The 11,494-nt window shown below is 26.4% G+C and carries 14 protein-coding genes; 7 read left to right on the top strand and 7 right to left on the bottom strand.

Annotated features, from left to right (window positions below):
* Positions 1-138 precede the first annotated feature (138 nt).
* Positions 139-1,152, top strand: a complete 1,014-nt coding sequence (gene fen / locus PF569_01615; GenBank protein MDA3854927.1) for a flap endonuclease-1 — start codon at positions 139-141, stop codon at positions 1,150-1,152.
* A gap of 198 nt (positions 1,153-1,350) precedes the next feature.
* On the opposite strand, the gene PF569_01610 is transcribed toward fen, so the two are convergent.
* Positions 1,351-2,478, bottom strand: a complete 1,128-nt coding sequence (locus PF569_01610; protein ID MDA3854926.1) for a 50S ribosome-binding GTPase — start codon at positions 2,476-2,478, stop codon at positions 1,351-1,353.
* A gap of 177 nt (positions 2,479-2,655) precedes the next feature.
* On the opposite strand from PF569_01610, the gene PF569_01605 reads away from it, so the two are divergent.
* Positions 2,656-2,784 (top strand): hypothetical protein, encoded by a 129-nt coding sequence (locus PF569_01605; protein ID MDA3854925.1) that lies wholly within the window; start codon positions 2,656-2,658, stop codon positions 2,782-2,784.
* A gap of 4 nt (positions 2,785-2,788) precedes the next feature.
* On the opposite strand, the gene PF569_01600 is transcribed toward PF569_01605, so the two are convergent.
* The 4 genes from PF569_01600 to thiI all read right to left on the bottom strand — a co-directional run bounded on the left by PF569_01600 (position 2,789) and on the right by thiI (position 5,735).
* Entirely contained in the window at positions 2,789-3,331 is a 543-nt protein-coding gene (locus PF569_01600; GenBank protein ID MDA3854924.1) for a hypothetical protein, read from the bottom strand.
* 69 nt (positions 3,332-3,400) lie between these two features.
* The gene (locus tag PF569_01595; GenBank protein MDA3854923.1) at positions 3,401-4,165 is read right to left on the bottom strand and encodes a hypothetical protein; all 765 of its coding nucleotides are present in this window, start codon (positions 4,163-4,165) and stop codon (positions 3,401-3,403) included.
* A complete protein-coding gene (locus PF569_01590; GenBank protein ID MDA3854922.1) occupies positions 4,165-4,479 on the bottom strand; it encodes a hypothetical protein in 315 nt (104 codons plus the stop codon). Before PF569_01590 ends, PF569_01595 begins: the two co-directional genes overlap by 1 nt.
* 95 nt (positions 4,480-4,574) lie before the next feature.
* Positions 4,575-5,735: a tRNA 4-thiouridine(8) synthase ThiI gene (thiI, locus tag PF569_01585; GenBank protein MDA3854921.1), complete on the bottom strand. Its 1,161-nt coding sequence runs from the start codon at positions 5,733-5,735 to the stop codon at positions 4,575-4,577.
* Between the two features lie 93 nt (positions 5,736-5,828).
* Here thiI and PF569_01580 point away from each other — a divergent pair, with 93 nt between their 5' ends.
* The 5 genes from PF569_01580 (at position 5,829) to PF569_01560 (ending at position 9,224) form a co-directional block, all read left to right on the top strand.
* Entirely contained in the window at positions 5,829-6,176 is a 348-nt protein-coding gene (locus tag PF569_01580) for a helix-turn-helix domain-containing protein (GenBank protein ID MDA3854920.1), read from the top strand.
* Positions 6,173-7,447, top strand: coding sequence for an aminotransferase class V-fold PLP-dependent enzyme (locus PF569_01575; protein MDA3854919.1), 1,275 nt, complete (start codon positions 6,173-6,175; stop codon positions 7,445-7,447). The genes PF569_01580 and PF569_01575 overlap by 4 nt, the downstream gene beginning before the upstream one ends.
* Before the next feature lies 1 nt (position 7,448).
* Complete coding sequence (locus PF569_01570; protein MDA3854918.1) at positions 7,449-8,078, top strand: iron-sulfur cluster assembly scaffold protein; 630 nt, start codon at positions 7,449-7,451, stop codon at positions 8,076-8,078.
* 114 nt (positions 8,079-8,192) lie between these two features.
* Positions 8,193-8,399: a hypothetical protein gene (locus tag PF569_01565; GenBank protein ID MDA3854917.1), complete on the top strand. Its 207-nt coding sequence runs from the start codon at positions 8,193-8,195 to the stop codon at positions 8,397-8,399.
* Between the two features lie 132 nt (positions 8,400-8,531).
* Positions 8,532-9,224 (top strand): hypothetical protein, encoded by a 693-nt coding sequence (locus PF569_01560; protein MDA3854916.1) that lies wholly within the window; start codon positions 8,532-8,534, stop codon positions 9,222-9,224.
* Between the two features lie 488 nt (positions 9,225-9,712).
* On the opposite strand, the gene PF569_01555 is transcribed toward PF569_01560, so the two are convergent.
* Positions 9,713-11,035, bottom strand: a complete 1,323-nt coding sequence (locus tag PF569_01555) for a hypothetical protein (GenBank protein MDA3854915.1) — start codon at positions 11,033-11,035, stop codon at positions 9,713-9,715.
* Positions 11,036-11,101: 66 nt separating this feature from the next.
* Positions 11,102-11,329, bottom strand: a complete 228-nt coding sequence (locus tag PF569_01550) for a hypothetical protein (GenBank protein MDA3854914.1) — start codon at positions 11,327-11,329, stop codon at positions 11,102-11,104.
* Between the last annotated feature and the right edge of the window lie 165 nt (positions 11,330-11,494).

The raw sequence follows: 11,494 nt of genomic DNA, 5'->3' as shown, positions 1-11,494 counted from the left end.
GGGTAAAAATACCAATATTTTTTACTTTAAAATTGTTTTTAATTCTTAAAAATACAACAAATCAAAATTCTATCACGGACTTTTTAACTCAACCCCAAGAATGTTAAAGTTTATAAATGATTATTTCTAGAAAATGTTATGGGTGTTGCAATAAAAGATATTCTCGAATTTGATGAGATTAGTCTTAACTTGATTTCTAATAAAAAAATTGCAATTGATAGTTTTAATATGATTTATCAATTTCTTGCAACAATTAGGCAATCTGATGGAAATCCTTTAACAGATAGGACAGGAGAAGTTACTTCACATATTAAAGGATTGTTTAATAGGTGTGTGTATTTTAAGAAGAATAATGTTAAACCTATTTTTGTTTTTGATGGTAAAGCTCCAAAACTTAAAGAGAAAGAAAGAGAAATTCGTGCTCAAAAAAAAATGGAAGCTGATGAGAAGTACCGTGAAGCTCTTGAAATGGGACATATTGAAGAGGCAAAAAAATTCGCATCTTCTCTTAATAAGCTTAATTCTGAAATGATTGAAGATGCAAAAGAATTAATTAGAGCTTTTGGTTTTCCTGTTGTTGAAGCTCCTTCCGAGGGTGAAGCTCAAGGAGCACATCTTGTTAAAAAAGGTGAATGTTTTGCTCTAGCATCTCAAGATTTTGATTCTTTACTCTTTGGTTCTAAATATTTGATTAGAAATTTATCTGTTTCAAACAAGAGAAAGATTCCAGGTTCAAGTGTTTATAGGGAAATACCTATTGAGTATTATGATTTAGATAAAATCTTAGAAACTTTAAAAGTAAGTCAAGAAGAATTAATTTATATTGCAATACTTTGCGGTACTGATTTTAATCCTGGAGGAATTAAAGGAATTGGACCTAAAAAGGCTTTGAAGCTTGTAAAAGAATATAGAGAAAGACCTGAAGATTTATTTAAGATTTTAGACTGGTATGATTACTTCCCTTATTCTTGGAATGAAGTATATAATGTCTTTGCGAAAATGCCTGTTGATGATAAAGTTGAAATTAAGTTTAATCCAATAAATAAAGATAGAGTTAAAGAAATTTTAGTTTCTAAAGATTTTGATGAAGTAACTATTGATAGAAGTTTGAATTCCATTAAAAATTTAAAGACTCTAGATAGCTTCTTTTAAATTTTTAGGGTCAGCTCATCCACTGACTATAAAAAATCTAAAAACCTTAGATTCATTTTTTTAGATTCTTAGTCTCTGTTCATTCACAGAGTATCAAAAACTTAAAAACACTGGATAGTTTTTTTTAAGTTCTTGGACTCTTCTTATTAACGCGAAAATATACATAAAAATTTATTCTAAATTTTTAGTCTCTTCGCACTATCGTGCGAAGATTTCTATAATGTCTTTATCTTTTACAACATGATCTAGGCCTACTCTTTGCCAGTTGAATTTTGCAGAACTACCTTTAATTCTTGCATGCTTAAATTTATCTAGAACATCTTTGTGGATTTTATTGCAAACTCTTTCTACAGTATCACCTTTTCTTACGACAAGAGGTCTTTGCATATCTGGTTCTTTTTTTAGCTCTTTTAAATAAACCCATATGAAACCTAGTTGATCCCACATGAAATCTTTAAATTTATCTAAATTGATGTCAGCATCTGCAGAAATTCCAATTAATGAGAATTGAGGATATTTCTCTTTGATTTCATCAACCATACCTTTTATTGTATCAACATCGAATAAATCAATTTTATTTAAACAAAAAACTGCTTTTTTATATACTAAATTACCATAACAAGCATCAATAAAATCATCTACATTTAGATTTTTTTCGTGAATGATTATTTCAGCATTTGTATATTTCATATCATGCATTACTTCTTCAATTAATGAATAGGGTATATTATCTGAAGAATTATTTAGTGGAACACTAATGCCACCATTGAATGCTCTTTTAATCTCGATAAAAGGTTCTCTTTGATTGAATCTAATACCAGACTTATAAGTTTCATCTAGGAGCATTTTAATTTCACCTAGTGGATCTTTAACATCAATTACAAATATTACTAAATCACATGCCCTAACTACAGATAGAACTTTTTTTCCGAAACCTCTATTATCTGCTGCTCTCTCAATAATACCTGGCAAGTCAAGAATTTGTAAGTTTGTGTGTTTAAAGTGTAGAAGTCCTGGAACAACATCTAGAGTTGTGAATTCATATGCTCCAATTTTTGATTTTTTATTTGTTATCTTGCCTAATAGAGTTGATTTACCTACACTTGGCTTTCCTAAAAGGCCAACAGTAGCATCACCTTCTTTTTTAACTGCAAAACCGTCCCCTACAGATTTACCCTTTGATAATTTTACTTCTAATTCTTCTTTTATTTTGGCAATCTTTGACTTTAGTTGTCCTACTGCCATCTCTGTTTTTTTATTTACTTTAGTACCTTTTAACTCTGCTTCAAGTTCTTCAATCCTCTCTTTTAATTCTTCGTGTGCCATTTTATAATCAAATTTTGACTAAAGAAAGTTACTGAAAAAAAATTTTAATTTTTAATTGCACCTTTTTTTAGTTCTTCATAAGCTATTCTATAATATATTAAATTTACAATGCTTTTTAAATATTAAGATAAATTTTAAAATAGAAATATTAAAAGAAATCAATTTGATTACATAGATATGAGTGAATATAATGGAGAAGAAAGAACTAGAACTAATAATATTTGTAAATATAGCTTTAGTTGTATTCATCAAGACAAAATAGAATTAAGTGATTTTACCAAAATGAAAATTTGTAGATTTTATTAAATCTCTAATCTACTCTTACAACTACTGAGGTTTTTTGTTCATTTGCTTCATCTAAATCTGAATCAATACTTGCACTTAATATGAAACTACAAGGAGTTTTTTTAATTTTTGAAGCTTTAACACTAAAAGGAATAGATGCACTCTCTCCACTTTCAATCTCTAATTCAATATTATCTACATTAGGATACACTATAATTATTTCTCCACAATCTTTTGTTATTCCTTCATTATTTCCTTCTAAAGGTTCTAAATTATTAATCTCTAATGCAAATTGTCCTTGATCGTTTGCTCGATTTGCTATGAAAATTTGAAATGTATCTGATTCCCCTGTTCGTAATTTATTTGTAGGAGAACATATCCACTCATCACCTTCACATTCAAGACTTGATATACCTATTTCAACCTTATCTATGATATCATCAACAGTAGTTTGACCTTCTCCAAAAAACTTTGAAAATAATCCTAAACCTAATCCGAAAATGATTATTCCTATAATCACTGTTACAACAATATTTACAGGTAAACCCTGAGCTTTTTTTTTAATCATATTATTTTACTAGATTATTTATTTATATAGCTTTCTAAGAACTTGGTTTTTAGAATGTATCGAACTGATTTAATCAGTGACTATATTTTTTAATTTATTAACAATATTGCAAAAATCATTATTAGATATGTTCTCGAATAATTGGCTTGAAGTCTTATCATTTATTTCTAAACTTTCATATATCTGTTTTGCTTCTTTTTTTGAGGATTTTAACACATCAACTAAACTAAATATAATTGCATTTTTTGTACTTCTTTTTTTTTTATAATATAGTTCTTGAACTAATGCTTCAAAGTTTGTAAGTTCTTCTCTTAATTTAATTAGAACTAATGCCGATTTAGTTTTTGTTCGTGGATTAAACGAATTCCCATTTACTTCTTCAATTAATTCAATTTCATAGAAAGCATTGATTAAATAATTCCATTTACTCTGCCTTCCAACGATTGTATCATAAAATATTTTACCATGAAGTAAGATTGCACAATTTATTTTTAATTCTAATATCTTTTTGTAGAGCGGTTCAGTTATTGCATAAGGTATGTTTGCAATAATTTTTGTGAAATTAAAATTCGAGATTTCATTAACTCCATCAGAAAAATAGTATTCAAAATTTTTATTATGTTTTTTTAATTTTTTTAATTCTGAATCAAATGAACCATCAATTTCAATTGAAATTAACTTTTCAGGTTTACATTTTAAAATTTCTTTTGTTAAATATCCTTTTCCTGGACCAATTTCATAAATGACATCATTATTATTTATGTTGGCTATTTCTATTGTCTTTTTTAAAATTTCTTTATCTACAAGAAAATGTTGATCATATTTAATTTCCATTATTTTAAATTATTATATCTTTTATTTAAATCTTTAACATTAATTCCCATATCTTTTGCAATAACTAATGATTCAGTTAATTCTTTGAAACATTCTAATTTATTTTTTGATGTTCCTTTCTCAATTTGAATTAATAACCATACGGATTTTAATTTTGTTAATACTGGAAATAAATCATTAACATTTGTGCTCTCAGAATTACTTAGTTTCCCATAAATCCCATTTATTTGTTCCATATATTCTTTACTAATTAATTTTTCATCATTTAATGCTTTAACAATAAGAGAAGTTAAATTCGATTTAATATCATTCATAATAATATTTACTAAAAGAAGTTTATAAAATTATGTACTCATTTATTTCACATTTTATCTACAATTTAATAAATTTAATATTTCTTTAAACAGTTTTATTTAAAATCATAAGATTTTACTTGTGTTAAACATTTCTCAATAATCTCTTCAAAGTTCATTTCTTTTAATAATTCATTTAAAACTTCAACTTTTGACTTTGTTTGTGGATTCTTTGCAGCAAGAGAACAACAGTCTTTGTATTCCTCTATACTTAATTCAAATGTATCTATTTTTCTTGCAATAGTTATTATTTCTTCTTTTTGATAGGTTAGTAAAGGTCTTAGAATTAATGAAGTTAAACCTGTTTGAGTTGCACGCATATTTTCAATTGTTTGAGATGCTACTTGAGCTAGAGCATCACCACTAACTATTGCATCATATCCTTCTTTTTTTACCAATTCATCAGCCATCCTAAATATGAAGTGTTTGAACATAACAAGTCTATAATTGTCGAACTTTATTTTATCACAAGTAAGAGATCTATAAAATTGACAAGGCATTGCATGAAGTTTTGATTCAAATCCGTATTCATTAACTTTCTCTATGATTTTTTTTATTTTTGTATTTAGAATTTCATCATTATTTTCAAATGTATGAAAGTGTAGAAAATCTACTTCACATCCTCTTTTGAGTATTTGATATGCTGCAACAGGAGAATCTATCCCTCCTGAAAGGAGAACTAGAACTTTTCCTGAAGTTCCTACTGGAAGTCCTTCTAAACCTTTGTACTTTTCATGAGATAAGTATGCGGATTTATCTGAGATGTCTAGAAAAATAGTTGATTCAGTAGTTTTGTAATTCACTTTCAAGTCAATTTTTGATGCAACTTCACCCATTTTACTATTTATTTCAGGAGATTTAAATTTAAAATTTTTATCACCTCTTGTTGTGTTGAATGATATTTGTTTGTGACCTAATTCTTTTATTTCTAGCATCATCTCTTTAGATTTTTTTAAAATTTCATCGATATCTTTTTCTACTTTGTAGATGAATGAATAGTTAGAAATACCAAATACTTTGTTTAGAGTATTTTTTATTTTTTCTTTAGATGAGTCAAAATCTATTATTAGCCTAAATCTTTCTAAAGTGATTTTAGAGACTATTACATTGTTCTTTTTTGCAGATTTTTTGATATTCTCAATCAGTTTGTTTTCAAATACATAACGATTTCTTCCTTTAAGAGCTATTTCAGAAGATTTAACTAAAACTTTTTCCATATATTAAGAGAATTGAGTTTCATATAAAAAGATTTAGGATGTTTAAGTAATAGAAAACTTTTATAAATATAGAATAATTAACAATAGTTAATAATGAAATTACCTCAAGAAATCATGCACTGGGAAATTATTCCTGCAATTAGAAATAATCTAGTTAGAGAACTTAAAGAACTTGGACTAAATCAGGAAAAAATAGCAAAAATTATGGATATTACTCCTGCAGCAGTTTCTCAATATACTAGTGGTAAGAGAGGAAAAAGTTTTGAGTTTTGTGATGATTTTATTAATGATATAAATAAGAGTGCAAGAAGATTATTTGATAAAAAAAACACTATTTTTTATGAGTTAAATACTTTGTCTGCAAGTTTTAAAGAAAAAAAATATTTGTGTCCTATTTGTAAAAAAGAAAATAATTTAGAGGTATGTAATTTAGAAAAATGAATAAAGTGAAAAAAGAATATTATTTTGACAATTATCAGTTAACTCCAATTAGTGAGAGTGTTAAAAGAGTAATTATGGATGAGTTAGATGAAAATATATTACCTTCTCATAAATTTATTGAACAAGGTTCAAGAGCTAGAGAGAAAGTTCATCAAGCAAAAGAGTTGATTGCTAAAAGTATTAATTCTAAATCTGCAGAGATTGTATTTGTTAAAGAGGGAACTACTGCAAATAATCAAATTGTTCGTGGAGTTGTAGAATATCATTTATCTAAAGGAAAGAATATAGAGGATATTGAATTAATTGTTGATTCTATTTCTTGTCCAGATATTTATGCGATGCATAAATTTTATGAGAATAAAGGAGCAAAAATAAAATATATAAATGTTGATAGTAAAGGAAATATTGATTTAGATGATTTAAGAAGTAAGCTTTCAAAAGATACAGTTTTAGTTTCAATTACTCATATTAATCAAATTATTGGAACAATTCAACCTATTAATGAAATTGGAAATATTGTGAAAGAGTTTAGTAAAGATATTTTGTTTAATGTTGAAGCTCAACTTAGTTATTTCAAAACTAAAATTGATGTAGAAGAATTTAAAATTGACTTTATGACTATTAGTTCGTATAAAATACATGGTCCTTTGATTAGTGCAATGTATATTAGAAGTGACGCTTTGATTGTTCCTATTTTAAATGGTAGAGGAATGGGGCCACATGAAGTAGGTTTTGCAAATATACCTTTTATAGTTGGATTTAAAGAGGCTGTAAGAGATAAACTTGATAGTTGGGAGAAAGATGTCAAAGAAATTAAAATTGTTCGTGATTATGCTTTGAAGAGAATTAGTGATGAAATTACAGATATTACTATTTATGGACCAGATAAGGATGAAAATCGAGATCCTACAAATTTACTTGTTTCTTTTAAATATGTTGAAGGCGAGAGTGTTTATATGGATTTGAGCTTCGATAATATTATTGTTAATACTACTTCAGCTTGCGCTAATGAAAATTTAAGGGCTGATTATGTGATACTTGGAATTGGTGGAAAACATGAAGATTCACATGGTTCTATTAGATTTACTTTCTCTAGAGATAATACTATAGAAGAAGTTGATTTTTTAGTTGAGAGTCTTAAAAAATCTGTTGATAGAATTAGAAAACTTAGTTCATTTAAACCTGAAGATTATGATTTTGATTCTTTGAAAAAGAAGAACGCAAAATGTATTACTTGTGATGCTAAAGGAAATTGTGAGGTACATAACTAAAATGCAATTAGAATATACTCCAGAAGTTATTGAGAATTTTAGAAATCCTAAGAATGTTGGAGAAATTATTAATCCATCAGGTGAAGCAACAGAAGGTTCTCCTGCATGTGGTGATATGGTTACAATGCAGATTTTAGTTAAAGATGATTTAATTGAAGATATTAAATTTAAATCTTATGGTTGCGCTTCAAATATTGCAACTGGTTCTATTGTTACAGAGATTGCTAAAGGAAAGAGCATTGAAGAAGCTAAAAAAATTACTTGGAAATCTGCAACTAATGAACTTGGTGGACTTCCTCCAGTTAAAGTTCATTGCTCAGTTTTGGCTGTTGATACTTTAAAGAAAGCTATTGAAGATTATGAAATTAAGAATGGAAAATTAAAAATTACAAAAATAGTTGATTTGAAGTCTGAAATTTTAAAAGAGTTAGGAAAAGTTGTTCATGCTAAATATGGAGATACAATTATTAATCTTAATTTAGTTAAGAGTATTGAAGAGATTAGAGGAGTTTGGTTGATTGAAACTAAGATTGAGCCTAATGATGAATTTATAGATAATATTAAAGAAGAAATTGAAGAACATTTAGAACCACTCAATGTAGTTTATAAATTAAAAATTCGAGATAAATAAAAATGAATAATCAAATATTATATTTCTTTTTTAAACGAATTTTTAGTCATTCCTTAGAATATTCAATTCATCTTGGAAGATGGAATATTCGAAAGAATAAATTGGTTTTTGAGAATGGATAAATTAACACTTATTATTGAAACTTCAGCAGTTGGACTTGCTTTAATTGTTTTTGGAATTATTCTTCTTGCATGGAGTGATTTTTCGGAGGCAATTAATTTAGCAGGACAGTCAAGGTTTGTTATTGGAATTTTGTGTTTAATGCTAGGAGTTTTGATTTTGGTTATTAATCGATTTGAATCTGCCAGTTTAAGGGAGTAGAAGTTTATTTAATATAAAATTAAAAAATTCTAAGCCTTTGTACAAAAGTCACAAAATTTTGTCTGAATTTTATTCTGAGCAAACTTTTTGATGGCTCAAAAAGTTTATAAACGATAAAATTAGATTTATTCTATGAGAGATTTTAAAACAGAAGAACAAAGAAAAAAATTAAATCTAGATAATACAAGTAAAAATGAGAGAATCGATGTTATCAATTCAAAAAAAAGACAAGGAAAGATAAAAAAATGGTTATTTGGTGGAGCTGTTGCTGCAATTGGAGTTGCTACAATTACTAGTGGAGGTAATCCTGATTTAATTAAAAATGCAAATGCTCAAGTTGATAATGATCCTGCAAGAAGTCTTTATATTAATCAATTAAATGAGGGTTCTTATTATAATGATAAAAATATCCAATCTGAAACTTTTTTAAAAGAAATTAATAATTTTTTACATAACAAAAAATTTAGTTCAAATCACATTTATTCGCAAACTGATTTGGAATTTTATGGAACATTGAGAAATATATTACTAGTATTAGATAATAAAGAAGAAAGGTATTTATTAAAAAAATATAATTTTGACATTTCTAGAGTTTCAAATATGATGACATTTTATAAAATAGCAGGAAATAAACATGAGGCTATTATTTCTGATATTATGAATTGTGCTGAAACAAATTTAAAATATTTTTTGAAAACAATTTCTGAAAATAAATTAAAATTAGTAGGTAGTTTTGATGAAATGATTAGAAATGGGAATGTTTATTTAATTAATCCTGATGGATCTTCTGCTAATCATTTATACATTTGGCGCTTAGCTAAATAATTATAAAAATTAATTTTCTTTTTTTAGAATTTTTGTAAGTGAAGCGAATGGATTGAGATTATTTCTTTTTTTATTTTATCTTCACTCATAAAAGTTTTACAACATTTTCTCTTTATAAAGCTTACACTCAAAGTTTATCCCAAATCTCAAAAAAAAGGAAACTATTTCAATTTTGTTCTGAAAAGTCCGATATATTTATCCAAAAAACTTAAACATTGCGTGTAACATTCCAGATTAAGAAAATGTTCTTTGGAACGAAGTGGAAAAGAATTTGGGAAATCTCTGCAAGAGATTTCTTTCTAATCGGTGTTACACGCCCCGAACGAAGCGAGAGCCTGCAAGGCGGGGTCGAGGAACGAAGTGACGAAGAAGTGTTTAAGTTTTACGAGCGAAGTGAGACTATCTAAAGAGGACTTTTATTCGCGGCAGCCACTTTGAAATAGAACGACTAAAAGGAGAGGATTCCTTTAAGTTGGGATAATTAAGAATTAAGGATATAAATAAATTGTTTGATGATCAAATGAATCTGGCAATTCAAATCTTACACTTTCAGATTCCCCTTCACCTAATAAAAACGAAATTTCATATTCTTTATCCATTTCCAATTTTTTAGGATTTAAAAATTTTATTTGACCTATCTCGCTTTGAGACAAATAGCCCTCTTCAATTGGATTCCCATCATTTGATAAATAAATACTATCAAAATCATTTATAATCATATTTTCAAATTTTATTTTCAATTTACTCAAATCAATTTTAAATCCATTATGTTTTAATGTTACTACCAAATTTATATCTTCATTCTCACCTATATCACCATCACTCCCATCACTTGCAGAAATTTGAACAATTTCTATTGCTGGCAATTCTTTATCTAAAATAGAAATTTCTTTCTGATTACAAATTAAATGAGAATTATCTAATAATTTAGAATTATCGCTATCACTACGACTTATAATTGTATTTATAACATCAATTTCACCTACTCCACTAATTCTAACTTCATATTCTTTGTTTTTTTTCATATCACAATTATTTAAATTTATTTCACTCATTTGTCCTTTTTGAACACAAATTAATTTTGCAGCTTCACAAATTTCTTTAGAGCCATCAAAAATTCTTACAATTAAATTCTCATAATTATATGATTCACTATATATAAAAACTTGATTACCTTCAATTCTTGCTGGGAAAATCTTATCATAATCAGTTCTTTCATTTTTTAAATTAAAATCTTCAGTTGCAGTACAGTCTAAATCTGAGTTATTTAAAATTCTGGAGATAACAGTCTCATCTTTACTTATGAATTCTTCTGAAATAACATTACCTAAAGAATCTGACAGCAATACATCATAAATATCAAATTGTTTAATATAACAATTTTGCAAATAAATATGAGAATAACCTTTTTTTTTAATACAGAAATTGACAATTTCTTCGCATAATTTTTCTCCATCAAATACCTTTAATGAAAGATTTTTATAATTTATATCTTCATTATTATAAATTGTAACTCTACTACCCCTTACACTCGTAGGATAAATATTTTCTCTATCTAGTTTTAGTTGATATCCTCTTGCATATTTAACATTATCAATATTAGTATTAGAATAATTGTTGAATTTTTCAACAGTAATAATTTTATTTAAATAATTATAAATACTATTATCAAACCCTTCAATTATCAAATAATCTATTGTTTGATTTATAGATTTAAGAGATACATTTTTCGCATATAATAGTCCTTTATCATTATCAACTAAATCAAGAATGTTGATTTCAGATTTTGAATCTATAAAATGTATATACACATTCTCATTTTTTATACTTTCAAAATAATTAATTTTAACATGAAAAGAAATATTAGTATTTTGCTCCTATTCAAAAGATATATTAATTAATGAAAAATTCCCAATTTTAGAAAGAAAAAAATTTTCGAAATTTATTTCAGAGTTTGGAATTTCAATATTAATATCTTTTTCTGATGTAAATTTATTTTCACTTGTGTCTTCTTGGTAATCCATATGATTATCTAAAGAACAACCACTTAATAAAATTAAGAGACTTATCAATATACTATTAAAAAAGTTAAGTTTAACATTCATAAAAATACTTCAACCTTTTCTCTTTATAAAGCTCACTTTCAAAGTTTATCCCAAATCCCAAATAAAAGGAAACTATTTCAATTTTGTTCTGAAAAGTCCGATATATTTATCCAAGAAACTTAAACATTGTGTGTAACATCTATTAAATAACCTTTTTCTAGGTTT

The organism is Candidatus Woesearchaeota archaeon (assembly GCA_027858315.1).
In the GTDB taxonomy this organism is placed as follows: Archaea; Nanobdellota; Nanobdellia; order Woesearchaeales; family UBA583; genus UBA583.
Note: the sequence above shows the minus strand (reverse complement) of the source record. Positions and strands in the feature narration are given on the sequence as shown.

Bases quoted from the DNA above. Each gene is read 5' to 3' on its own strand.
- fen (MDA3854927.1), top strand. From the start codon at position 139: ATGGGTGTTGCAATAAAAGATATTCTCGAATTTGATGAGATTAGTCTT.
- PF569_01610 (MDA3854926.1), bottom strand. From the start codon at position 2,478: ATGGCACACGAAGAATTAAAAGAGAGGATTGAAGAACTTGAAGCAGAG.
- PF569_01605 (MDA3854925.1), top strand. From the start codon at position 2,656: ATGAGTGAATATAATGGAGAAGAAAGAACTAGAACTAATAATATTTGT.
- PF569_01600 (MDA3854924.1), bottom strand. From the start codon at position 3,331: ATGATTAAAAAAAAAGCTCAGGGTTTACCTGTAAATATTGTTGTAACA.
- PF569_01595 (MDA3854923.1), bottom strand. From the start codon at position 4,165: ATGGAAATTAAATATGATCAACATTTTCTTGTAGATAAAGAAATTTTA.
- PF569_01590 (MDA3854922.1), bottom strand. From the start codon at position 4,479: ATGAATGATATTAAATCGAATTTAACTTCTCTTATTGTTAAAGCATTA.
- thiI (MDA3854921.1), bottom strand. From the start codon at position 5,735: ATGGAAAAAGTTTTAGTTAAATCTTCTGAAATAGCTCTTAAAGGAAGA.
- PF569_01580 (MDA3854920.1), top strand. From the start codon at position 5,829: ATGAAATTACCTCAAGAAATCATGCACTGGGAAATTATTCCTGCAATT.
- PF569_01575 (MDA3854919.1), top strand. From the start codon at position 6,173: ATGAATAAAGTGAAAAAAGAATATTATTTTGACAATTATCAGTTAACT.
- PF569_01570 (MDA3854918.1), top strand. From the start codon at position 7,449: ATGCAATTAGAATATACTCCAGAAGTTATTGAGAATTTTAGAAATCCT.
- PF569_01565 (MDA3854917.1), top strand. From the start codon at position 8,193: ATGGATAAATTAACACTTATTATTGAAACTTCAGCAGTTGGACTTGCT.
- PF569_01560 (MDA3854916.1), top strand. From the start codon at position 8,532: ATGAGAGATTTTAAAACAGAAGAACAAAGAAAAAAATTAAATCTAGAT.
- PF569_01550 (MDA3854914.1), bottom strand. From the start codon at position 11,329: ATGAATGTTAAACTTAACTTTTTTAATAGTATATTGATAAGTCTCTTA.